General features: G+C 68.3%; 23 protein-coding genes and 2 pseudogenes. 15 read left to right on the top strand and 10 right to left on the bottom strand.

The features are described from left to right. Position 1: 1 nt before the first annotated feature. The 3 genes from rpsP to SNAS_RS36200 all read right to left on the bottom strand — a co-directional run bounded on the left by rpsP (position 2) and on the right by SNAS_RS36200 (position 2635). Entirely contained in the window at positions 2 to 508 is a 507-nt protein-coding gene (rpsP, locus tag SNAS_RS10755; RefSeq protein ID WP_013017444.1) for a 30S ribosomal protein S16, read from the bottom strand. Positions 509 to 686: 178 nt separating this feature from the next. Further along, complete coding sequence (gene proS / locus SNAS_RS10750; protein ID WP_013017443.1) at positions 687 to 2093, bottom strand: proline--tRNA ligase; 1407 nt, start codon at positions 2091 to 2093, stop codon at positions 687 to 689. A gap of 56 nt (positions 2094 to 2149) precedes the next feature. Next, a complete protein-coding gene (locus SNAS_RS36200) occupies positions 2150 to 2635 on the bottom strand; it encodes a DUF4190 domain-containing protein (protein ID WP_013017442.1) in 486 nt (161 codons plus the stop codon). A 217-nt stretch (positions 2636 to 2852) separates the two neighbouring features. Here SNAS_RS36200 and pqqA point away from each other — a divergent pair, with 217 nt between their 5' ends. From pqqA to SNAS_RS32655, 8 genes and pseudogenes are all read left to right on the top strand, one after another. After that, positions 2853 to 2957: a pyrroloquinoline quinone precursor peptide PqqA gene (pqqA, locus tag SNAS_RS10740; RefSeq protein ID WP_013017441.1), complete on the top strand. Its 105-nt coding sequence runs from the start codon at positions 2853 to 2855 to the stop codon at positions 2955 to 2957. Positions 2958 to 3015: 58 nt separating this feature from the next. Further along, positions 3016 to 3708 (top strand): pyrroloquinoline-quinone synthase PqqC, encoded by a 693-nt coding sequence (gene pqqC, locus SNAS_RS10735; protein ID WP_013017440.1) that lies wholly within the window; start codon positions 3016 to 3018, stop codon positions 3706 to 3708. After that, on the top strand, positions 3705 to 3971 hold the full coding sequence (gene pqqD, locus SNAS_RS36195; protein WP_013017439.1) for a pyrroloquinoline quinone biosynthesis peptide chaperone PqqD: 267 nt from the start codon (positions 3705 to 3707) through the stop codon (positions 3969 to 3971). Before pqqC ends, pqqD begins: the two co-directional genes overlap by 4 nt. A gap of 119 nt (positions 3972 to 4090) precedes the next feature. Beyond that, positions 4091 to 5155 (top strand): annotated as a pseudogene (pqqE, locus tag SNAS_RS10725) (pyrroloquinoline quinone biosynthesis protein PqqE); the annotation flags it as partial. Continuing rightward, a complete protein-coding gene (pqqB, locus tag SNAS_RS10720) occupies positions 5152 to 6036 on the top strand; it encodes a pyrroloquinoline quinone biosynthesis protein PqqB (protein WP_013017437.1) in 885 nt (294 codons plus the stop codon). The pseudogene pqqE and the gene pqqB, both read left to right, overlap by 4 nt. Before the next feature lie 9 nt (positions 6037 to 6045). Next, positions 6046 to 7479 carry an MFS transporter gene (locus SNAS_RS10715; protein WP_013017436.1) on the top strand — a complete coding sequence of 478 codons (1434 nt, stop codon included), beginning with the start codon at positions 6046 to 6048 and terminating at the stop codon, positions 7477 to 7479. 16 nt (positions 7480 to 7495) lie between these two features. Then, a complete protein-coding gene (locus tag SNAS_RS10710; protein ID WP_013017435.1) occupies positions 7496 to 7849 on the top strand; it encodes a DUF952 domain-containing protein in 354 nt (117 codons plus the stop codon). Between the two features lie 92 nt (positions 7850 to 7941). Continuing rightward, entirely contained in the window at positions 7942 to 8706 is a 765-nt protein-coding gene (locus SNAS_RS32655; RefSeq protein ID WP_013017434.1) for a nuclear transport factor 2 family protein, read from the top strand. Here SNAS_RS32655 and SNAS_RS10700 read toward each other — a convergent pair. The 4 genes from SNAS_RS10700 to SNAS_RS10685 are packed head-to-tail and all read right to left on the bottom strand — an operon-like array spanning position 8668 to position 12742. Further along, on the bottom strand, positions 8668 to 9792 hold the full coding sequence (locus SNAS_RS10700) for a metallophosphoesterase (protein ID WP_013017433.1): 1125 nt from the start codon (positions 9790 to 9792) through the stop codon (positions 8668 to 8670). The genes SNAS_RS32655 and SNAS_RS10700 overlap by 39 nt on opposite strands. Next, positions 9782 to 10579, bottom strand: coding sequence for a DUF998 domain-containing protein (locus SNAS_RS10695; protein ID WP_013017432.1), 798 nt, complete (start codon positions 10577 to 10579; stop codon positions 9782 to 9784). The genes SNAS_RS10700 and SNAS_RS10695 overlap by 11 nt, the downstream gene beginning before the upstream one ends. Next, a complete protein-coding gene (locus SNAS_RS10690; protein ID WP_211207361.1) occupies positions 10576 to 11844 on the bottom strand; it encodes a glycosyltransferase in 1269 nt (422 codons plus the stop codon). The genes SNAS_RS10695 and SNAS_RS10690 overlap by 4 nt, the downstream gene beginning before the upstream one ends. After that, a complete protein-coding gene (locus SNAS_RS10685) occupies positions 11810 to 12742 on the bottom strand; it encodes a DMT family transporter (protein WP_013017430.1) in 933 nt (310 codons plus the stop codon). The genes SNAS_RS10690 and SNAS_RS10685 overlap by 35 nt, the downstream gene beginning before the upstream one ends. A gap of 334 nt (positions 12743 to 13076) precedes the next feature. Here SNAS_RS10685 and SNAS_RS33960 point away from each other — a divergent pair. Then, positions 13077 to 13763, top strand: a pseudogene (locus SNAS_RS33960) (TetR family transcriptional regulator); the annotation flags it as partial. Here SNAS_RS33960 and SNAS_RS36635 read toward each other — a convergent pair. Further along, a complete protein-coding gene (locus SNAS_RS36635) occupies positions 13660 to 14616 on the bottom strand; it encodes a helix-turn-helix domain-containing protein (protein ID WP_013017429.1) in 957 nt (318 codons plus the stop codon). The pseudogene SNAS_RS33960 and the gene SNAS_RS36635 overlap by 104 nt on opposite strands. 50 nt (positions 14617 to 14666) lie before the next feature. On the opposite strand from SNAS_RS36635, the gene SNAS_RS10675 reads away from it, so the two are divergent. Further along, complete coding sequence (locus tag SNAS_RS10675) at positions 14667 to 15095, top strand: DUF2000 domain-containing protein (RefSeq protein WP_013017428.1); 429 nt, start codon at positions 14667 to 14669, stop codon at positions 15093 to 15095. On the opposite strand, the gene SNAS_RS10670 is transcribed toward SNAS_RS10675, so the two are convergent. Continuing rightward, positions 15096 to 16403: a Dyp-type peroxidase gene (locus SNAS_RS10670; RefSeq protein WP_013017427.1), complete on the bottom strand. Its 1308-nt coding sequence runs from the start codon at positions 16401 to 16403 to the stop codon at positions 15096 to 15098. Between the two features lie 91 nt (positions 16404 to 16494). Here SNAS_RS10670 and SNAS_RS10665 point away from each other — a divergent pair, with 91 nt between their 5' ends. The 5 genes from SNAS_RS10665 to SNAS_RS32650 all read left to right on the top strand — a co-directional run bounded on the left by SNAS_RS10665 (position 16495) and on the right by SNAS_RS32650 (position 20673). Beyond that, positions 16495 to 16977, top strand: coding sequence for a GNAT family N-acetyltransferase (locus SNAS_RS10665; protein ID WP_013017426.1), 483 nt, complete (start codon positions 16495 to 16497; stop codon positions 16975 to 16977). A 66-nt stretch (positions 16978 to 17043) separates the two neighbouring features. Further along, positions 17044 to 18141, top strand: a complete 1098-nt coding sequence (locus tag SNAS_RS10660) for a mechanosensitive ion channel family protein (protein ID WP_013017425.1) — start codon at positions 17044 to 17046, stop codon at positions 18139 to 18141. Positions 18142 to 18198: 57 nt separating this feature from the next. After that, positions 18199 to 18939, top strand: coding sequence for a Clp protease N-terminal domain-containing protein (locus SNAS_RS10655; RefSeq protein WP_013017424.1), 741 nt, complete (start codon positions 18199 to 18201; stop codon positions 18937 to 18939). Positions 18940 to 19225: 286 nt separating this feature from the next. Then, entirely contained in the window at positions 19226 to 19648 is a 423-nt protein-coding gene (locus tag SNAS_RS10650) for a hypothetical protein (protein WP_144300457.1), read from the top strand. Beyond that, the gene (locus SNAS_RS32650; protein WP_013017422.1) at positions 19645 to 20673 is read left to right on the top strand and encodes a hypothetical protein; all 1029 of its coding nucleotides are present in this window, start codon (positions 19645 to 19647) and stop codon (positions 20671 to 20673) included. The genes SNAS_RS10650 and SNAS_RS32650 overlap by 4 nt, the downstream gene beginning before the upstream one ends. A gap of 62 nt (positions 20674 to 20735) precedes the next feature. On the opposite strand, the gene SNAS_RS10635 is transcribed toward SNAS_RS32650, so the two are convergent. Further along, positions 20736 to 21311, bottom strand: coding sequence for a hypothetical protein (locus SNAS_RS10635; RefSeq protein ID WP_013017421.1), 576 nt, complete (start codon positions 21309 to 21311; stop codon positions 20736 to 20738). Between the last annotated feature and the right edge of the window lie 77 nt (positions 21312 to 21388).

Raw genomic sequence — 21388 nt, 5'->3', positions numbered from 1 at the left:
GTCAGGACTCCTTGGCGGTCTCGGTAGTGGTCTCGGCTTCCGCGACCTTGTCGTCCTTGGCCTCGGCGGCCTTGGTCTCGGTCTTGGCTTCCGACTTCGACGACTTGGCCGTCTCGGTCTTCTTGGCGCCGGACTTCTTCTTCGGCGTCTCGGTCTTGGTCTCCTCGACCTCGATCGACTTGGCCTCGGCCTCGTACAGCGCGTTCTTGTCGCGCTTCGGGGCGGCGACCTTCAGCGGTTCCGGAGCCGGCAGGCCCTTGAACTTCTGCCAGTCGCCCGTCTTCGACAGGATCGCCCGGACCGGGTCGGAGGGCTGGGCACCCACACCCAGCCAGTACTGCACCCGGTCGGATTTGACCTCGATGCGCGAGGGCTCCTCCTTGGGGTGGTAAATCCCCACGTATTCGATCGCACGGCCATCGCGCTTGGTGCGCGAGTCGGCGACGACAATGCGGTACTGCGGCTGACGGATCTTGCCCATCCGCAGCAAACGGATCTTTACTGCCACTGTTGAATAGCTCCTGTTGGCTTGCTAGCACGGGTGCATGACCGGTTGTCACGTGGGGTTATGACTTGGGCCATACGAAGGACCACCTTCGCGAAAGCGTCGTTGAGAGGGCGCCGCCCGCGCGAGGCAATTACCAAAGACCAATCTTAACGGACGGGTTTCGGCACTTCATCGACGGTTAGTAGGACCGGCCGAGCAGCGCCACCAGACCGGCTTCGTCCTCGGAGTCGGGGACACTGCCGTCGGCGCGTTGCAGGCAGCGGACGGTGACCGCGCTGGCGGCGGCCCTGGTCTCGCCCTCGGTGCCGCAGGCGTCCCACGGCAGCCGGGCGAAGCCGGTGGCGGACGCCTCGATGGCCTCGTCGAGCGTGGTGACGTCGGAGGTGTGATCTTCGCGGAACTTCAGCGCCTCGGCGTACAGCGCGTCCTGGTCGGCGGCCAGCGCGTCGGCAACGGCCTCGGTGACGCCGTCCAGCGACACCTGGGTCTTGGTTCCGGCGATACGGCGCACCAGCATCGCCTTGCCCTCGGCGACGTCGCGGGGACCGATCTCCAGCCGCACCGGGTAGCCCTTGAGTTCGGCGTCGACGGCGCGGCGGCCGAAGGCGACGTCGGAGCGGTCGTTCAGTTTGGAGCGCACCCCGGCGGCTCGCAGCGCGGCGTGGGTCTTGGCGGCGGCCTCGCTGACGCCCTCGCCGTCCTTGACGGTCATGACGTAGGCCTGCACCGGCGCCAGCCGGGGCGGCACCCGCAGGCCGGAGTCGTCGCCGTGGCCCATGATGAGGGCGCCGACCATCCGGGTGGACACGCCCCACGAGGTGGTCCAGGCGTGGTGCTGTTTGCCGTCGGAGCCCAGGTACTGGATGTCGAAGGCCTTGGCGAAGTTCTGGCCCAGTTCGTGGGCGGTCCCGGCCTGCAGCGCCTTGCCGTCGCGCATCATCGCCTCACACGTGAAGGTGTTGATGGCGCCGGCGAAGCGCTCGGCGGCGGTCTTGAGTCCGGTGAACACCGGCAGCGCGACGACGTTCTCCATGAAGTCCTGGTAGACCTCGTGCAGGATCCGTCGATTGTAGGCGGCGGCGTCCTCGAAGGTGGCGTGTGCGGTGTGGCCCTCCTGCCACAGGAACTCCGAGGAGCGCAGGAACAGCCGGGTGCGCATCTCGTAGCGCATCACGTTGCACCACTGGTTGAGCAGCAGCGGAAGGTCGCGATAGGACTTGACCCAGCGGGACATGGACTCGCCGATGACGGTCTCGGAGGTGGGACGCACGACGACGGGTTCTTCGAGTTCCTTGCCACCGGCGTGGGTGACGGTCCAGCATTCGGGGGCGAACCCCTCGACGTGCTGCGCCTCTTTGGACAGGTAGCTCTGCGGGATCAGCAGCGGGAACGAGGCGTTCTCGGCGCCGGTCTCCTTGATGCGGTCGTCCATCTCGGCGACCATGCGCTCCCACAGCGCGAATCCCGTCGGTCGGATGACCTGCTGTCCCTTGACCGGGCCGTTCTCGGCCAGTTCGGCCTTGGCGACGATGTCCTGGTACCAGCGGGGAAAATCCTCATTCTGAGGCGTGAGCACTCTTGCCATGGGCAGAGATCCTAGTCGCCGCCGTAATGGGGCCGCGACCGGATTTGGCGCGGACGTCAGTACGAAGTCGTCGACGACGACGCCAACGCGCCGAACATCACGAGCATGAAGACAACGTACAACAACGCGAGCACGAGGAACGCCACCCCGATGTAGCCCATGATCAGGCCCGCCTGCGCCTGGCCGCGGTTGTCGGCGAGTCCCTGGTCGGCCTTCTTCATTCCCATGTGGCCGCAGATGACGGCCGGGATGGCGCACAGTCCGCAGCCGACCAGGCCGAGGATTCCCAGAACGAGGGCGGCGGTGCCGGAGCCGTTCTCCGGCGCCTGGTACATCTGCATCGGGGGCGGGGAGTATCCGGCCGCGTTGTAGGCGGGGCCGGGAGGCTGCTGCTGGTAGGCGTACTGGTCGTAGCCGCCCTGCTGCTGGGGCGAGTCGGGGTAGCCGCCGTCGGGGTAGCCCCCGCCGGTCACCGGCTGGTTGTCGTACACCGGCGGAGCGGTGTACGGGTCGTAGTGCGGGTTTTTAGGGTCGTAAGTCATGCTCGTCCGTCGCCTCGTGTCTGTGAATGCCGCGCCCCTCCACATTACGACTTGTCGTGGTGTTGTTCCAACCAACGCCGCGTCACTTTCCGGTATCGAGGTCAGCGGGTCGTTGATGTTGACTCGCGTCGCCACACATCGCTAGGGTGACCGTGTCAACGCGTTCGGCGAGCTATCGGCGCCGTTCCAAGCACTGTGGACATCCTAGGAGTCCGGCATGACCGAAGAGAGCCCACAGCTGGAAGTCTGGACCACTCCGGACTTTGTGGAGTACGAAACCCCCATGGAAGTCACCTCCTACGCGGGTCGCGAGGAAGACTGATTTCACGTTCGGCAGCGGACCGCACGCACGCGGTCCGTTGCCTTTCAGGAGGTGCCACATGCACGGGGACACGTTGGACGCCGACGAGTTCACCGCCGAGCTGCGCGGACTGTCCAATCGTTACTGGGGAAGCCACCCGTTCCACATAAGACTTCACAGCGGGGAGCTCTCGAAGGACGAGTTGCGGCTGTGGGCCGCCAACCGCTGGTACTACCAGTCGATACTGCCGCAGAAGGACGCCGCGATCATCGCGAACTGTCCCGACCGCGAGGTGCGGCGGCTGTGGGTCGACCGGATCGTCTACCACGACGGCCGTCCCGGCGACGAGGGCGGCGCCGACCGGTGGCTGCGGCTGTGCGAGGCGATCGGGCTGGACCGCGGCGAGGTCGTCGACCTGCGGCACCTGCTGCCGGGGGTGCGGTTCGCGGTGGACGCGTACCTGAACTTCGCCCGGAACCGGCCCTGGCTGGAGGCGGTGGCCTCGGGGCTGACCGAGATGTTCTCCGGGCACCTGATGCGCCGCCGCGTCGACGACATGCTGGCGGCCTATCCGTGGATCCGGCCCGCCGACCTGGAGTACTTCAGCAACCGCATCGGCGCGGTGTCCGACGAGGGCGCGACCGCCCTGGACATCGTGGTGCGCCACAGCCTCACCCGCGAGCAGCAGCGCGCCGCGGTGTCGGCGCTGTCGTTCAAGTGCGACGTGCTGTGGTCCATGCTGGACGCCATCGCCGCGGGGGCGCGGCCATGAGGTCCGAGCACACTCGACCGCGACTGCGCAACGGCGTGATGCTGAGTTTCGACCCGGTCCGCGACTGCCACGTGGTGCTGTTCCCCGAGGGCGTCATCGTGCCCAACGAGACCGCGGTGGAGATCCTGCGGCTGTGCGACGGCGCCTCGTCGGTCTCCGAGATCACCCAGGCGCTGCGCGACCGCTTCGCCGGGGTGTGCGACAGCGAGGTCACCGCCGTCATCGACCGGTTCGCCGACAGGAGGATCGTGGAGTGGATATAGCCGGCCCAGCGAGGCGCTTCCTGACCGAGCATGGCAAGGCGGAGGAGGAAGGCCGTGCCGGGTCTGCACGGCCGACGACGACAACGCCGCCAGGCGAAGCGTCAGGGAGGGCCGCAGCCCCTCCGCTCGGGATGTTGGCCGAACTGACGCACCGCTGCCCGCTGCACTGTCCATACTGTTCCAATCCCTTGGAGCTGTTGGGCCGCGACAGTGAACTGTCCACGAAGCAGTGGATCTCGGTACTGGACCAGGCGCGGGAGCTCGGCGTGTTGCAGGTGCACTTCTCCGGCGGGGAACCGTTGGCGCGCAAGGATCTGCCCGAGCTGGTCGCGCACGCCTCCGGGTTGGGTCAATATGTCAACCTGGTCACCAGCGGGCTGGGCCTGACCGAGGAACGACTGTCCGACCTGGCGGGACGAGGGCTCAACCACGTCCAGCTGTCGGTACAGGACGCCGAACCGGAATCGGCGAACCTGCTGGCCGGGACCCGGGCGCACGCGCACAAGATCACCGCCGCTCGCCTGGTCAACGCCGCCGGGTTGCCGCTGACCGTCAACGTGGTGCTGCACCGGGGGAACATCGACCGGATCGGCGCGATCATCGACTTCGCCGAGGAACTGGGTGCCCAGCGGCTGGAACTGGCCAACACCCAGTACTACGGCTGGGCGCTGCGCAACCGCGACGCCCTGCTGCCCAGCCGGGCCCAGCTGGACGCGGCGGCGCTGGTGGTCCGTGAGGCCAGCGAGCGGCTGTCGGAGCGGCTGGACCTCATCTACGTGCTGGCCGACTACTACGCCGACCGTCCCAAGCCGTGCATGTACGGCTGGGGTTCGCGGCAGTTCACGGTGGCGCCCGACGGGGACGTGCTGCCGTGCCCGGCCGCCACCGCCATCACCGACCTGAGGATGGACAACGTCACCACCACCGCCCTGGCCGACATCTGGTACCGCTCGGACTCGTTCAACGCCTTCCGGGGACAGGAGTGGATGCGCGAGCCGTGCCGCAGTTGCGACCGGCGCGAGATCGACTTCGGCGGCTGCCGCTGCCAGGCGTTCCTGTTCACCGGCGACGCCACCAGCACCGACCCGGTGTGCGGGCTGTCCCCCGACCGCCATCTCATTGACGCGATACTGGAAGCCGACGCCGTCGCACCGGCGTTCGTGATGCGAAAGGCCGCGCCGTGAAAGCGATCCTGCTGGGCACCGCCGCCGGTGGCGGATTCCCGCAATGGAACTGTGCCTGTCCACAGTGTGTGAAGTGCCGCTCGGGCGATCCGCGGGTGCCCTCGCGCACCCAGGACGGACTGGCCATCAGCACCGACGGCGAGCGCTGGCTGCTCGTCAACGCCTCTCCCGACCTGCGCTACCAGATCACCCGCACCAAGGCGCTGGCTCCCGGGCCGGGCCGCCGCGAGACCCCCATCGAGGGGGTACTGCTGACCGACGGCGAACTCGACCACACGCTCGGGCTGCTGACCCTGCGCGAACACGCCGGTCTGAAGGTGTGGGCCCCGGCGACGGTGCTGTCGGCGCTGCAGAACGACTTCCCGATCCAGGACGTGATCCACCGGTACAACGCGTGGGAGTGGCGGGAACTGGAGTCGACCATCTGCGGCTTCACCGTGGAGACCTTCGGGCTGGGACGCAAGCGGCCCAAGTACGCGGTCGGCAGCTTCGCCGAGGGCGACTGGGTGGTGGCGTACCGGTTCATCGACGCCGAATCCGGCGGTGTCCTGGTGTACGCGCCCTGCCTGTCGCAGTGGCCGCCCGGCTTCGACACCTGGCTGGACAGCGCCGGTTGCGTCATTGTGGACGGAACCTTCTACTCCCCCGCCGAGATGGCGCCCTCGGGCGTCGACACGGCCAAACAGGCCGCGATGGGGCATCTGCCCATCGACGGCGAGGACGGCAGCCTGGTGCGGGCGCGGGCGCACCGCGGCTCGCACTGGATCTACACTCACCTCAACAACACCAACCCGGTGCTGGACAAGAACTCGGCCGAGTACCGCCGGGTGCGGCACTCCGGAGCCGACGTCCCCGTCGACGGCACCGTCCTCGAATGGTGACAGGAACCGATGACAGGTACGACCGTCCACAAGCCTGAGACGACCTCGGGGCTGCGGCGGCGGCTCGTCCTGGCGGCGCTGCTGTCGGGGACGTTCATGCTGCTGCTGGACACCACGATCGTCAACCTGGCGCTGCCGCCCATCACCGCCGATCTGGGCGCCGGTGAGTCGGCGTTGCAGTGGATCGTCTCCGGCTACGCGCTGGCCTACGGGCTGTTCCTGTTGCCCGCGGGTTGGCTCGGTGACCGGATCGGGCACAAGAGCGTGCTCATCCTGGGGCTGTCGGTCTTCACCGTCGCGTCGCTGCTGTGCGGGGTCGCCAACGGTTCCGGTGAGCTGATCGCCTGGCGGGTGGTACAGGGGGTGGCGGCCGGGGCCGTGAACCCGTCCATTCTGGCCTTCATCCGGTTGCTGTACTCCAACAGCGAACGCGGCCGGGCCTTCGCCGCGTACGGCACCGTCGCGGGCGCGGCCACCTCGCTGGGCCCGATCCTGGGTGGGCTGCTGATCGACTGGGACGTGGCGGGCCTGTCGTGGCGGCCGATCTTCCTGGCCAACCTGCCGGTCGGCATCGCCGCGGTCGCCGCCGTGGCACTGCTGGCCCCGCGTACCGAGACCACCGCCCGCCGCTTCGACGTGCCGGGGCTGCTGCTGGTCACCGCCGCCATGTTCGCGCTGACCTTCCCGCTCACCCAGGGCCGCGAGATCGGCTGGCCGGTGTGGACGTTCGTGACGCTGGCCGCCGCACCGGTGCTGCTGTTGGTGTTCACGCGCTGGCAGCTGTTCCTGATCCGGCGCGGCCGGGACCCGCTGGTGGACGTGCGGCTGTTCGCGCGCCGCTCCTTCGCCGCCGGGGTCGGGCTGATCATGGCGTTCTTCGCCGGTTTCATCGCGCTGATGTTCGCGGTGTCGCTGTACCTGCAGCTCGGCATCGGATTCTCCACTTTGGAAGCCGGTTTGACGATGATGCCGTTCGCGATCGGCACCGGCCTGGGTTCGGTCCTCGGCAACACCGTGATCGCGCCCCGGCTGGGGCGCGGCGTCCTGCACCTGGGCACCGCGATCGTGTGCGTCGGGATCGGCGGACTGGAGGCGGTGCTCGGGTTCGCGACAGTGCCGCCGAACGCCGGGTGGCTGCTGGGCCCGTTCCTGGTCGCCGGGATCGGCTGCGGCATGATCATCGGCCCCAACGCCAACATCGTGCTGTCCGACGTGCCCAACAACGTCGCCGGAATCGCCTCGGGAACGTTGAGCACCTCGCAGCGGCTGGGGACGGCGCTGGGGGTGGCGGCCATCGGCGTGGTGCTGTTCACCTCGCTGGACGGCAGCACCGCGCCGGGCGACTACACCCACGCCACCATGATCGCGGTGGCCTGCTCGCTGGGGGCGATGGTGCTGACCGGAATACTGGCGTTCCTGCTGCCTGGCAGAAAGAGCGCGTAGCTGTTAAACATTGTCGATGATCTTGCATTTCTGCTCCGAGGCCGCCTGGGACGCCGCGAAGCGCTCGGGTGACTACCGGGGCGACACGCTGGACAGTGAGGGCTTCATCCACTGCTCCACCGCCGAACAGGTGCACCTGCCCGCCAACTTCCTGATCCGGGGCCGCACCGACCAGGTGCTGCTGGAGATCGACGAGACCCGGCTGATCCCCGAACTGCTGTGGGAGTCGGGCGACCCCGACGACCCGGACGGTATGAAGTTCCCGCACCTGTACGGCCCGCTGAATCTGGACGCCGTGGTGGCGGTGCACCCGTTCCCGCCCGGGCCCGACGGCGAGTTCTCGGTGCCCGCGACCGTGCGGCGGCGCTGACACGCCGAAAACCGCCAGTTCGGCGGAGGTGGCCGGACCCGAACGATGAGGCATGATTGGCGGGCACGGAAGACAGCAGAAGGTGACAGAGGATGACACAGCCGTTCCAGTACGACCCCTCGCAGCAGCCGGGGCAGCCTTCCGCACCCTTCGATCCGGCGCAGCAGGGGCAGCCCGCCGCGCCCTTCGACCAGCCGCCGCAGCAGCCGCCGTACGATCCCGGGGCGCAGCAGCCCTCGCCGCTGACCTTCGAACCGGGGCAGGCGGCCGCGCAGCCGTTCGGGCCGTCGTCCGAGCCGCCGGTGTTCCTGCCGCCGCAGGCCGACTTCCTGCCCGACGGCCCCAAGAAGTCCCGGGGCGGACTGTACGTCGTGCTGGCCATCGTGGTGGTGCTGCTGATCGGCGGCGGTATCGGCGTGGCCATCTGGCGGCCGTGGGCCCCGGCGACGGGGACCACCGACAAGGCCGACTCGTCCGAGGACGCCAAGGACGAGGGCAAGGATGAGGGCAAGGACGACGACAAGAAGGGCGAGGAATCCGACTCCGACAAGGGAGTGCCCTCGCAGGTCGTCGACGACGCCTGGCACGCCAAGGACTGGGACCAGGCCAAGAGCTACATGTGCGAGAAGCTCGTCACCAAGCTGGAGAAGAACGGCGCGGCCGACAAGTACAAGCCGATCGGCGCCGACGAGGAGTTCAAGACCACCGACGAGAAGATCGACGGTGAGAAGGCGACCGTCTCGGTGGAGACCTCGGCGAAGTCGTCCAGCGGCAAGACCGAGCTGGCGTCCTTCAAGGTGAACCTGGTCAAAGAGGAATCAGACTGGAAGATCTGCGAGATCAGCGAACCGAAATAAGCGCTTGGCCTTGACCTTGGGGCCGTCCGATTCCACTTCGGTCTCGGCCTCCGGCTCGTCGGAGTCCACTTCGGTCTCCTCGGCTGCGGACGTGGGTTCGTCGGCTTCGGCTTGGGTATCCGACTCCGCCTCAGCGTCCGTGTCGCCATCGGCATCATCCGCGTCGACATCGGCGTCGGCCAGTTCGGCCTCGATCGCGTCGGCGGCCTCGGCGACGGTGGCCGCCGTCGGGATGTCGTAGCCGGACGCGTCCTCCTCGTCCGGGGTCGAGCGGTGCAGCGACTCCTCGGTCACCGGCAGCGGGACCACGAGGCACGGTCCACCCTGGTACATGCCGCCGTCCACACACAACACCAGGTCCTCGCAGTACAGCCGGGCACCGGTGACCTCTTCGCCGGGGATGCCGAGCCGGTCGGGGATGGTGCTGTGGCCGTGGACGAGCTGGGAGCCGCCGAAGAAGTCGAGCATCGCGGCGGCCTGCTCGGGGCCGTCCTCGGCCTCGAAGCGGTGCCGGATCGTCATGCGGCGGAACAGGGCCCACCACTTGGCGGCGTCGGAGGACTTGATGATCTTGCGGATCGTGCGGTTGACGGCGTTGATGTTGCGGCCGTACGAGGCGTACTCGGTGGTGTCGGTGTGGACCAGCAGGTGGTCTTCGACGTAGACGATCGCCGGACGGTTGCGCAGCCAGTTCAGCTGCTTGTCGGTCAGGTTGGCCACGTCGTCGTCCTGGCCGCCGTTGAGCTTCCACCACAGGTCAAAGTTCCGGGCGTTGCCCTCGTCGTCGGCCAGTTCCTCGCTGCCGAAGCGTTGCGCGCCCAGCATGAGGATCTCGTGGTTGCCCAACAGCGTGTCGACGACGCCGCCCTCGGCTTCGGCCTCGGTGCTCAGTCGCATGATGAGTTCCACCACACCGGCCCCGTCGGTGCCACGGTCGAACAGGTCCCCCAGGAACCACAGCCGCGCGTTGCCGCCCGTCCACTGCCGGTCGGCGTCGATGAGCCCGGCGGTTTCCAGTGCGGCCGTCAGCTTGGCGAGGTGTCCATGCACGTCGCTGACGACATATAGTGCGCGGTCAGAGGCCATCCGCTGATGGTAATGCTCCCCAGCCCGTAGTGCCACGTCCAGTCAGCCAGTCTTTGCGATCCCAGGACGGGTCGAAGTCACGGGGCTGGGACCGGTGCCGCGACGGCGTCCGTCGCGACCGCGGGCTCTTCGCTTTGGGCACGAAGGCCATCGCGACGATGGACACCACCTGGCTCACCACCAACAGCCGTTGTGGGATGCCGCGCCACTGACCGCCGTAGGCCAGATCCGGCAGATAGGTTCCCCACACGTTGAGGATGAGCAAGACGAGGTTGATGAGCGTCATGACGGCGAAGGCGCGGCGCAGCCGGGGGTCCGGCACCCGGCGCCACAGGTGCGCGGTCGCCACCGTGATCATGACGAACACGGCTCCGGCCGCGTAGCGGTGCACGTAACCGCTGAAACTGGACACTGTGGCTCCGGCGTCGGTGTCGAATCCGACCACGAACAGCAGTGCCACCGCCGATCCGGCCAGGCACCGGCGGGTCACGCGTTCGCTGCCCAAGGGTCCGAACAGCACCGCGACGCAGGCCACGGCGATGGACAGGCAGGCGAGGTCGAACAGCAGCACGCCCTCGCGGTTGATGGCGAAGACACTCACCGGGTCGATGTTGACGCGGACCTGGTCGGCCATGATCACGTGCATCGCGATCAGGATCGCCATGGTGAGGATGCCCGCGACAAGGGCGAGCCCCGCGTACCAGGGCAGTTGTGGATCACGGTGCGCCTGTGCCGGTCCGCGCGCCGTCCAGGTTGGTCTCGGTCCGAGCGTTGGATGATTCGTCATATCCGGCTCCGAGCTGGTGCGGCCAGGTGGGTGTAGATCTCCTCGAAGCGAGCCAGCGAACGGGCGTGGTCGTGTTCGGCGGCCATGGCCCGGCTCGCAGCCCCCATTGCCGCTATCTCATCCGCAGACTCCAGTATGACCTCCAACCGGGTGGAAATGCCATCGATATCGCCAGGTGTGAAAAGGAACCCGTTGTGTCCGTTGCGAACCAGGTGCGGCAGCGCCACGGCGTCGGCGGCGACGACCGGCAGGCCCGAGGCCATGGCCTCCAGCGTCACGATGGACTGGAGTTCGGCGACTCCGGCGATCGCGAACAGGTCGGCGGCGCGGTACACGCCGGGCAGGTCGGCGTCGGGGACGAAGCCCAGGAACCGCACGTAGGCGGAGATTCCCAGGTCGGCGGCCAGCCGGGTCAGGGCCGGGCCCTGTGGTCCGGTTCCGGCGATGACGAGCTGGGCGTCGACGCGGCGGCGCAGTGAGGGCAGCGCCCTGATGAGCTCGTGGACGCGTTTCTCCTCGTCGAGGCGGCCCACGAACAGGATGGTCTTGCGGTCGGGCAGGTCGAGACGGGCGCGGGCGGCGGTGGCCGAGGTGGAGCGTGGATGAAACCGGGACAGGTCGATGCCGCAGGAGACGGGTTCGATGTGGCCGGTGAAGCCGTTGTCGCGGAACACTTCGGCGGCCAGCCGGGTGGGGGTGGTGACGTGGTCGGCGCGCGCGAACACGGCCGCGGCGTCGCGCCAGGCGCGGGACGCGACCCACTTGCGCAGTCGCGTGGGCACCTTCACATGGTGCAGCAAATTATCCGGCATGAAATGGTTTGTGGCTATTGTCGGAATTCCGACTCTCGCGGCGTGCTTGAGGGTGGCGCGGCCGACCGGGAAATGGCCCTGGACGTGCACAACGTCGGGGGCCACGGCGGTGACGACCTCGCGGATGGCCCTGTTGACGGCGGCGGGGACGACGAAGCGCATCGTGGGGTGCAGCAGCAGCGGGTGCGAGCGCAGCCGGTGCACGGTGACGCCGTCGCGGGTCTCGCGACCGGCGGGGCCGTCCGGTGAGGGGCACACGACGTGGACCTCGTTGCCGCGCGCGGCCAGCCCGGCGGCCAGCCGGTGGGTGAAGTACCCGGCGCCGTTGACGTCCGGCGGGTAGGTGTCGGAGGCGATGAGCACCCGGCGGGTCCCGGGGATCATGAAGGGGACGGTCGGGTGGTGGCTGAGGTGGCTGTCACGAACGGGGCGGGACGGCATCAATGTAGACATCGGTGTTGTTCTCCTCGTGGTTGTCGGCTGTGGAGCCGGTGGTGTTTCCCTCTGTGGTGGGTGGCTTGGCGGGTCCGGCCAGGACGATGACGCCGATGACCGTGACGACGGCCGAGGCCAGGGCGATGACCTGGGCGGTGACCGTGGTGGGCAGGGATTCGCCGAGCACCGCCAGGCCGATGGCGGCCGCGATCAGGGGGTCGGCGATCAGCAGGGTCGCGTAGGCGAGTCCGAAGTGTCCGGTGCGGTAGGCGTTCTGGAGTTGCAGGCCGCCGAGGGCGAACAGCGCGAGAGCGATGAGAGTGGTGGGTCCCCACAGGACGCTGACGTCGGCGGACACGGTGGCGGCGACGACCCGGGCCAGTGCGGATCCGAAGCCGAAGCAGGCTCCGGCGGTGGCCGCCAGCAGCAGGGCACGCGTGCGGGGCGACAGCCGGGCGGCCAGCCGTGGGATCACGATCGCTGCGGCGACGGCGAAGCAGGCCAGGCCCGCCAGGAAGGCGGCGGGCAGGTGGGTGGGGGTGGTCGCGCCGTGCGGCAGCGTCCCCACCAGACCGGCCAGCCCGAGGGTCACCGCGACGATGCCCAGCAGTTCCACTCCGGACAGGTACCGGCCGCGCCAGCGGGCGGCCAGCCACACCGCGACCAGCAGACCGCTGACCCCCAGCGGCTGCACCAGCGTGACCGGCGCGGCCGACAGCGCCACCAGGTGCGCGGCGACACCCACAATGGTCAACGCGCCACCGGCGAGCCAGCGCGGGTCGCGCAGCAGCCGCAGCAGGCTCGCGGCCCGGGCCACCTCGCCGCCGGGGGCGGTGGTGGCGGGCCGTTCCTGCGCGGCGGCGCCGATCGCGATGCACCAGGCCCCGGCGACGGCGACGGCCACCTGCCAGATCACGGTCTCGCCTGTGCTGCTGGGGTGGTCATCGCGACAACTCCTCGTCCTAAGGTGTTGAGAGAAAGCCTCGGCGATCGGGGGGTCGTTGCCATCCGGGAACGACCCGGTTCGCGCCCTGAACCCGCGACCCTGAGCCGTCCCCGATTCGACCCTGAAACACCCAGGTCAGCGCAGGTTTACGTCCAATTGGCCGCCGGACGACCACTGGCGTAAGAGGACGGCGGGGCGCCGGAACGGTGTCACCGCGTCGTCGTCGGAGCCTGAACGCGATCGAGGTTCGTCGATGCGGATGCTGCGGGGCCCCGTGCCTGCTCGCGGCGGGTACCGTGTCGGCATGGTCAAGGCTTCCGGACGCGCCCGCACCAGGCAGTCGTTGTCGGCCGCGGCATTGCGGCTGTTCGCCGAGCAGGGTTACGCGGCAACCACCGTGGACGAGATCGCCGAGGCCGCCGGGGTCGCGAGGCGAACCTTCTTCCGATACTTCCCGTCCAAAGAGGACGCCGTGTTCCCGGATCACGACTCCACGGTGGTCGAGGTGTCGCGGGTGCTGGAGTCGGCCGCGCCGGATGACGATCCGCTGCTGGTGGTGTGCCGGGGCATCCGCGAGGTGGCCCGCATGTACGCGGCCGACCCGCAGGCGTCGGTGGCCCGGTATCGGCTGCTGCGCGAGGTCCCGGCGCTGCGGGAACGCGAGATCGCGGTGGTGTCACGTTACGAGCGACTGTTCACCAAGTACCTGCTGCGGCAACCGGCCAACGCCGCGGCGGGTTCACCCGAGGCCCCGCTGTTGGCGGAGGTGTCGGCGGCGGCGGTGGTCGCGGCCCACAACCACGTCCTGCGCCGCTGGTTGCGCGGCGGCGGCGAGGGCAAAGTGGAAGAACAGCTGGACCAGGCGCTGGCGGCGGTGCGGGCAGCCTTCAGCGAGGAGCGCCCCGCCCCGGCGACCCGCCGCGTCGTGGTGACGGTCTCGGAACCGGCGGCCTCGGTCGACGAGGTGGTGGCGGCGGTACGCCAGTCGCTCGGCTTACCGCTGGGAGCGTGCCCGCGACCAGCGGCAGCCGCGCGGGGGTTAACGCGTTGGTTTTGCGGCTGGTCGCGAAGCGGCCGGGGGTGGTGCCCACGACGCGTTTGAAGTGGCGGGTCAGGTGCGACTGGTCGTGGTGGCCCGACGCCACCGCGGCCTGGGCCGGGGGCATGCCGTCCAGCAGCAGTCGCCGTGCCAGGTCGACGCGGCGGCCGGTCAGGAACTGGTGCGGCGCCAGCCCGAAGGCCCGGCTGAAGCTGCGCACCAGGTGCGCCGGGTGGGCGTGCAGGATCCTGGACGCCTCGGCCAGCGTGAGGCCCGCGACGACCCGAGCGTCCAGCAGGTCACGCAGCCGGTGCGCCAGGCCGGGGTCGGCGGCCTCGACGGGCACCGGCCGGTGTTCCAGGTGCCGCCGCAGCCGGTCCCGGATCAGGCTGAACCGGCTCTCGGCCTCCAGCTCGTCGCCGGGCAGCCACAGGCTGCGGTGCAGCCGGTCGATCTGGTCGCGCATCGCGGCGTCGCGGATGTCGGGGGCGTCCACGGCCGGGCCGATCAGCCGCGGCCCCAGCTGCGCCGCGTCCAGGTACAGCACCCGTTTGCGGAAGCCGCCGCTACTGGCCGCCTCGCCGTTGTGGGGTACGTGCGGGGGCAGCAGCGTGACGGTGGCCCGCAGCGCGCCGTGCTCGTGGTGGTCGAGGTCGTAGCGGACGGCCCCGGCGTCGACGATCAACAGCGTCCACGCCTCGTGGGTGTGCATCGGGTACACGTGGTCGGTGAACCGGGCGTGGAACGCCTCGGTGATGCCGGGCACCGACGGCCGCCAGGCCGTGATGCGCTCGGTGGTCACCATGCAAGGAACGTACAAGACCGAGCCGCCCTCACCGGGGCACAGTTCCCGGTATGGAAGACAACTCACCCATCTCCTTCGACACCAAGGTCGCGGTGGTGCTGCGCGACGACCTGGCCGGATGGCAGCGGCTGAACGTGACGGCGTTCCTGGTCAGCGGCCTGGGCACCCTGGAGCCCGAGGTCATCGGCGAGCCCTACGCCGACGCCGACGACGTCGACTACCTGCCGATGTTCCGGCAGCCGGTGCTGGTTTTCCAGGGCGGCAAGGAGGTCCTGGCCACCGCGCACGCCCGCGCCCTGAAACGCGGAGTGGCCATGTCGGTGTTCACCGCCGACCTGTTCGGCACCGGCAACGACCGCGACAACCGGGCCGCGGTGCGGGCGGTCGGCACGGCGCAACTGGACCTGGTGGGGCTGGCGGTGTACGGGCCCCGCAACGCGGTGGACCGGATCGTCAAGGGCGCGAGCATGCACCCGTGATCACCCGAACAGTCCCCGCGCCCAGCTTTGGCCTTCGGAGACTCCCGGCGGGACGGCGAAGATGGCGCTGCCGGTGTTGATGACGAACTCGTTGAGGGCGTCGGATTCGGACATCTTGTCCTGCGCCTCGATGAAGTTCGCCGGGTCGGCGACGTAGGCGGTGAACAGCAGTCCGGCGTCGTAGGGGTGCTTGTCGTGGCTGTGGCCGTCGGTGCCGGTGGCGTGGTCGTCCTGCTGCAGTTCCTTCTGGGTCAGGAAGCCGTAGTCGTAGTTGAAGCTGCGGCGGAACATCGGGACGTCCTTGACGCGGCGGACGTGGGCGTCGATCGGGATGACCGGCTTTCCCTTGCCGTCCTTGGCGTCCAGGTCGAGTTCGGCGGTCTCGGTCTCGGCGCCGAGTCCGGCTCCGGTGTCGCGGTGCCGTCCGATGGAGCGGTTCTGTTTGTCGGCGGTGGCCAGGCTCCATTCGGGAAGCCGCATCCGGATCTTGCGGAAGATCAGGTAGCTCCCGCCGGAAAACCACTCCGGTTCGTCCTTCTTGGACCATACGGTCTCGGCGAACTCGGGGCTGTCGAAGCCGGGGTTGGCGGTGCCGTCCTTGTGTCCCATGAGGTTGCGGGGTGTGGCGCCCTTCGGAGTGCTGAGGAAGCCCTGCTGGGTCCACTTCAGCTGGCAGGTGCCCATGACCCGGGCCCGCATCGACAGGAACGCCTCGCTGATGACCTGCGGGTCGTCGCCGCAGATCTGCAACAGCAGGTCGCCGCCGCTCCAGCCGGGGTTGAGCTGGTCGCCGGGGAAGTCGGGCAGTTCGGTCAGGTGGCGGGGCGCGCGGTCGGCCAGGCCCGCCATCCGAAACGCCCACGGCCCCATGCCCAGCGTGATGGTCAGCCGGGCCGGGTTGAGGCCCTCGGCGATGGCCTCGGTCGCGAAGTGCGACTTGGTGTGGCTGGCCAGGGGTTGGGGGTCGGCGCCGCGCATCAGCGCCTCGGCGGTGGCGGTCCAGTCCTCCAGCAGGGCCGCCAGTTTCGCGGCGACCTGTTTCTCGGTGAGTTCCTTGCCGGTGCGCATGTCCTTGGGCAGCAGCTGGAACGCGACGAACACGGCGTGTTTCTGTTGCGGCATCGCGATTCCGGGTTGGTGTTCGCCGTGGAACGGCACCGTCGGCTCCGGGCCCGCGACCGCCGGTTGGGCGAGGGCCTGGCCCGCGAACACCCCGGCGGTACCGGCCACGGCGGCGGTGGCCGCCAGCGAGGTGAACACCTTGCGGCGCGGCAGCGCCGGGGAGGTCGTCGGCTCTTCTTCCGGCATTGTGGACTCTCTTTCGGTCGGTGGGGCTCGAACGCGCCCGTATCCACAGTCGCCAGCGGGCGTGGATTAGTTCCTCGGTTAGGGTCTGACGATGGTCACAGTCCGCCCTGCCACTCCCGCTGACGCCGATGAGCTGCTGCGACTGCGGATTCTGCTGTTCAGCTCGATCAACCGCCCGGGTTTCTCCGACCCCGAGTGGCGCGTCAACGCCCGGGAGTCGTTCGCCGCGGAACTGGCCGACCCCGAGGGCATCATCCGCGCGTTCGTCGTGGACAAGCCGGACGCCGAGGGGCTGGCCTCGTGCGCGGTGGCGTTCCTGCACCGGCGGGTGCCCGGTCCCGGCAACCCCACCGGACGCGGCGCCCACATCGGCAGCGTCGCCACCGATCCGGACTACCGGCGCCGGGGTTACGCCCGGGCCTGTATGGACGCCATTGTGGAGTGGTGCCGCGAGCACGACCTGCGCCGGGTGGAGCTGCGCGCCTCGGCCGAGGCCGAGCCGATGTACCAGGCCATGGGTTTCCAGCGCACTCCCGACCCGGCCATGACCCTCAATCTGGACGGAAACCGCTGAGGCGTCGACTTTAGATGTGTCACTCAGGGTTGACGATGGGCCCGGCGGCATCGATACGCTGAACAGGTGAACGAAATCGCCCCGGCAATCCTGATTCCGGCGGTCGCGGTCTCGGTGGCGCTGATCGCCAGCGCCGTGCGGCTTGTCGTCAAGCTGCTGCTGCGCAAGTCGCCGCGCGCGGTGGAGATGCTGACGCAGATCTACCGGCCCACCCAGGCGATGGTGGTGCTCAGCGCGACCCGGGCCGCCATCAACGTCGGACAGGACTTCCAGTGGCGGGCGGTGGCATCCCACATCCTGTTGCTGGCGATGTTCGCCAGCGGCGCCTGGCTGGCCAACCGGCTGCTGCGGGTGGCGCGGATGTCCGTCGACCGGGTGTACAACCGCGCCGACGGTTCCAGTGCCCGCAGGCGGCAGCGCCGCACCCAGATCATGGTGTTCTACCGGACCGCGTGCGCGCTGGTGTGGATCATCGCGGTGGGCATCATGTTCCTGACGCTGCCGGGTGCGCGCGCCATCGGCACCAGTCTGCTGGCCTCGGCCGGGGTGGCCGGTGTGGTGGTGGGTTTCGCCGCCCAGACGATGCTGAAGAACTTCCTGGCGGGCCTGGGACTGGCCTTCGGGGACACGATCCGGCTGGGCGACGCCGTCGAGATCGAGGGCGAGTGGGGCCACATAGAGGACATCGCACTGTCGTATGTGGTGGTGAAGATCTGGGACGAGCGGCGGCTGGTGCTGCCGACGTCCTATTTCAACGATCACGCGTTCCGCAACTGGAGCCGGGAGTCCGCCGACGTACAGGGCACGGTGGACATCGACGTGGACTGGCGGCTGCCGGTGGATCCGATACGCGAGGAGCTGACCCGGATCGTGTCGGCCAGCTCGAACTGGGACGGCCGCAAGTGCAATCTGATGGTCTCGGAGTCCGTCGGGCCGCTGAAGCGGTTGCGGCCGTTGGTGTCGGCCAACGACGGCGAGGTGCTGTGGGACCTGCGGTGCGAGGTGCGGGAGAAGCTGATCGACTTCATCGTCGCCAACTATCCGGACTGCGTGCCGGGGCTGCGGGTGGAGACGCACGGCTCGCCACAGGAATCGCGGATCACCGCGATCCTGCCGTTGCAGCCGACCCGCCATGACGGGCACGGACCGGTGTCCGAAGACTGACCCGCAAATCGTCAACTCAGGGTTGACGAATCACGATCGTCAACCTAAGGTTGACGCATGACGAACTCACTTCCCGTCCGACTGGACGACCTCATCGGCCACATCACCACCAACCACCCCGACGGGGACGCGCTGGCGCAGCTGTCGGACGCCTGCCGGATCGCGATGGTCCTCGACGAGCAGGCCGACCACCTCATCGGCCACTTCGTCGACCGGGCCCGCCGCTCCGGAGCCTCCTGGAGCGCCATCGGCCAGCACATGGGGGTGTCCAAACAGGCCGCGCAGAAGCGCTTCGTCACCGGCCCCGGGGACTTCAGCCTCGGCGACGCGGACGACGGCAAGCTGTCGCGCTTCACCGGACGCACCAAGATCGTCCTGGAGAAGGGCCACCTGACGGCCCGCAACCTCAAGCACTCCCCCGTAGAGCCGATCCACCTGCTGCACGGCCTCGCCGAGGAGCCCTCGACGCTGGCGGCCAAGGTGCTGGAATCCATGGGCGTCACGATCGAGCAGCTGCACGACAGGGTGTCCGAGGCGCTCGACGCGCCCGGGCAGGGCGCCTACGCCACCGGCGACATCCCGCTGTCGCCCGACAGCGTCGAGACGCTGAAGCTGACGGTGCGCGAGGCGCTGGGCATGGGCCACAACTACGTCGGCACCGAACACCTGCTGCTGGGACTGCTGGCCGCCGAGGGCACCCCCGCCGAGATTCTGGGCGGGCTGGGCGTCGGCCACGATGCCGCCAAGGAGCGGGTGCTGGCCGCCCTTGACGCCCTGATGAACACGAAATCCACATAGATTCCATAAGTTTCCGGGCAAAAGCGCACGCCACGGCACGAAACTTCCGTCCATTCTGCGGCTTTGTGATTTGAGGAACAGTGGATAACCTGGCATGAACCCGCACAGAGAGGAAAATGATGTCGTGACGAACATTACCGGCGGTAACCTATACAGCCTGTGGAAGATCGCTAACGTAGCGCTCCCCCGCGTGGCCGCGGTCTACAGCTCCGCGTCCGGCGACATGAACGGCACCCAGGGCACGTCCGGGTCGTTCCAGACAGGCAGCGGCGATCACGGGCCCATAATGAGCCCCATCTATCCAGAATTCGCCAAACTACGTGACGAATTTCAGCACATACTCGCCGATACCGCCCGGAACCTGATCGACAGCCAGGCGGCGGTTCAGCGGGCGATCGAGGACTTCACCGAGACCGACTCGCGGTCGGGCCGCCAACTGGACAAGATCCTCGAGGGCAAGATGGTCGGCGGGACCCAGTACCACGACCCCAACGACCCCAACATGAACCCGCCGAAGGACGAGAACGGCGACCACATCGCCGACCCGGTACCCGTCCCGAAGCAGCCCTACGACGGTTACACGAACGAGGGCGACCAGAAGGTCCCGGACTCCAACGGCGACGGCAAGATCGACCAGACCGACATCGACGCTCACACGCGCAAGCTCGAGCAGACCCGTGATGACCTCAACGGCATGAAGGACAAGTGATCGACGTGGGAGGTTGGTACAACAAAGCGGAACTGAAGGCCAAGGGCGACGAGATCGTCAAGGAGGCCAAACTAGCCACCCGCCGGGAGGCGGAGTCATATCGAGCGGCGCTGGACGCTCAGGCGCAGCAGGAAGCCCGTTCGAAGGGTGTGGAGAACACCGAGCACATACGTGGAATGAATCCGATAACCCCGCAGGAGGAGGCCGAGTTCGCCGCGTACCTGGACGAGTCGTTCTCCTGGATCCCCTCGGCGTTCGAAGGCTACGGCGACCCCAACCCGGATGACTTCGACGGCATCATCAAGGACCTCGCCAAGGTCGAGGGCACCTTCGGCGGCTCCCAGTCCTCCACCAAGAACGGCGACCTCGCCTGGACCGAGAAGGCCAAGAGCGAGATCGAGGAGTGGAAGGGCGTCTTCGCCGAGAACCTCTACAACAACCTGCTGCTGCCGCTTCCGACCATTCAGGACAATCACGGCAAGATCGCGCACGTTCTGACCGAGGCCATGAAGGGCACTCAGAACATCTACAACGGCCAGAAGCGGGACATCTCGCAGCTCGCCGACGACACGATCAAGCAGTTGAAGAAGTGCGGTACCCGCGACGGCGACAACACCAAGCTCGGTCTGACGGTGGCGGCGTGTCTCATGGGTGTCGCCGCGGCCGCGCTGGCGCTGCCGTCCGGTGGTACCTCGGTCTACGTCACCGGCATCGTGATGGCCAGCATCAGCTCCTCGACCATCATCACCAACGCCACGGTCAAACCCGGCGACGGTGACATCGGCGGCAAGACCGTCAACGACGTCATCAAGAGCATGTCCGACGGCATGAGCAGGATCTCCACCGAGGTGAGCGAGCAGGAGCAGAAGGTCGTCAAGGTCCTCAGCAAGAACTACGAGATGCTGACCGGACTGCGGCAGCTGGGCAACTCCAGCAAGAAGCCGACTCCGATCTCACCCATGCGGCCCACCATCGCCGACTCCAAGAACCCCTCTTCGGGTCTCAAGCCCGAAGGACCGCAGTAACGCACCGCGGTCACCGGAAACGGGTGGGCGCCGACTTCACGTCGGTGCCCACCCGTTCCTCGTCAGTCCATCACACCGCGTTCGATGCGCAGCGGGTTCTTCTTGCGCCACGACTTGGGGATGTTGAGGCCGAAGTAGAAGTCCTTCAGCAGGATCTCCTGGTTCTTGGAATCGCGCTGCACCGCCGCCAGCACGCTGACGCACTCGGCGCAGAACGTCGCCTCGTCCATGCTGGCCAGGGTGCCGTCGCGGATCTCGACCTTCCAGAACGCCAGTCCCTTGGCCTGGGCGCGGATCACGTTGCCGCTCGACTTGCCCCGGGCGACGATCTGCGCCATCTCCTCGTTGTACCGCCGGGTGTTGGCGTCCCAGTGGTTGAGGTGCTCCTTCTCGGCGTCCTTGGCCGAGATGTCCTCGGCCCGGCCCTTCGCCTCGAAGAAGCCCCGCCGGTACCCGGTCCACGCCAGCATCGCCAGTCGCGACAGCTGATGCTCCAGGCCGCGTTCGTCATAGCGCGCATAGGTTCCGGGTCGGAACGCCACGGTCAACTGCTCCCCCGCGACCAGTTTGGCCTTGATGTTCCCGTCCGGTGAGGTCACTTCGACGACGAGTTTCGCCAGTTCGTCCGAAAGGCTCATGCCGGTTGGCCTTCCTCTCCTCGCAGGGTTGTCGTTTGTCGCGTGACTGGGAACCCTAATGGAAGGTGCCGTTCACC

The organism is Stackebrandtia nassauensis DSM 44728, assembly GCF_000024545.1.
Lineage (GTDB): Bacteria > Actinomycetota > Actinomycetes > Mycobacteriales > Micromonosporaceae > Stackebrandtia > Stackebrandtia nassauensis.
The sequence above is the reverse complement of the archived record's forward strand: the minus strand, read 5'-3'. Positions and strand labels throughout refer to the sequence as shown.

Bases quoted from the DNA above. Each gene is read 5' to 3' on its own strand.
- proS (WP_013017443.1), bottom strand. From the start codon at position 2,093: ATGGCAAGAGTGCTCACGCCTCAGAATGAGGATTTTCCCCGCTGGTAC.
- SNAS_RS36200 (WP_013017442.1), bottom strand. From the start codon at position 2,635: ATGACTTACGACCCTAAAAACCCGCACTACGACCCGTACACCGCTCCG.
- pqqA (WP_013017441.1), top strand. From the start codon at position 2,853: ATGACCGAAGAGAGCCCACAGCTGGAAGTCTGGACCACTCCGGACTTT.
- pqqC (WP_013017440.1), top strand. From the start codon at position 3,016: ATGCACGGGGACACGTTGGACGCCGACGAGTTCACCGCCGAGCTGCGC.
- pqqD (WP_013017439.1), top strand. From the start codon at position 3,705: ATGAGGTCCGAGCACACTCGACCGCGACTGCGCAACGGCGTGATGCTG.
- SNAS_RS10715 (WP_013017436.1), top strand. From the start codon at position 6,046: ATGACAGGTACGACCGTCCACAAGCCTGAGACGACCTCGGGGCTGCGG.
- SNAS_RS10710 (WP_013017435.1), top strand. From the start codon at position 7,496: ATGATCTTGCATTTCTGCTCCGAGGCCGCCTGGGACGCCGCGAAGCGC.
- SNAS_RS32655 (WP_013017434.1), top strand. From the start codon at position 7,942: ATGACACAGCCGTTCCAGTACGACCCCTCGCAGCAGCCGGGGCAGCCT.
- SNAS_RS10700 (WP_013017433.1), bottom strand. From the start codon at position 9,792: ATGGCCTCTGACCGCGCACTATATGTCGTCAGCGACGTGCATGGACAC.
- SNAS_RS10695 (WP_013017432.1), bottom strand. From the start codon at position 10,579: ATGACGAATCATCCAACGCTCGGACCGAGACCAACCTGGACGGCGCGC.
- SNAS_RS10690 (WP_211207361.1), bottom strand. From the start codon at position 11,844: ATGTCTACATTGATGCCGTCCCGCCCCGTTCGTGACAGCCACCTCAGC.
- SNAS_RS36635 (WP_013017429.1), bottom strand. From the start codon at position 14,616: ATGGTGACCACCGAGCGCATCACGGCCTGGCGGCCGTCGGTGCCCGGC.
- SNAS_RS10675 (WP_013017428.1), top strand. From the start codon at position 14,667: ATGGAAGACAACTCACCCATCTCCTTCGACACCAAGGTCGCGGTGGTG.
- SNAS_RS10670 (WP_013017427.1), bottom strand. From the start codon at position 16,403: ATGCCGGAAGAAGAGCCGACGACCTCCCCGGCGCTGCCGCGCCGCAAG.
- SNAS_RS10665 (WP_013017426.1), top strand. From the start codon at position 16,495: ATGGTCACAGTCCGCCCTGCCACTCCCGCTGACGCCGATGAGCTGCTG.
- SNAS_RS10655 (WP_013017424.1), top strand. From the start codon at position 18,199: ATGACGAACTCACTTCCCGTCCGACTGGACGACCTCATCGGCCACATC.
- SNAS_RS10650 (WP_144300457.1), top strand. From the start codon at position 19,226: ATGAGCCCCATCTATCCAGAATTCGCCAAACTACGTGACGAATTTCAG.
- SNAS_RS10635 (WP_013017421.1), bottom strand. From the start codon at position 21,311: ATGAGCCTTTCGGACGAACTGGCGAAACTCGTCGTCGAAGTGACCTCA.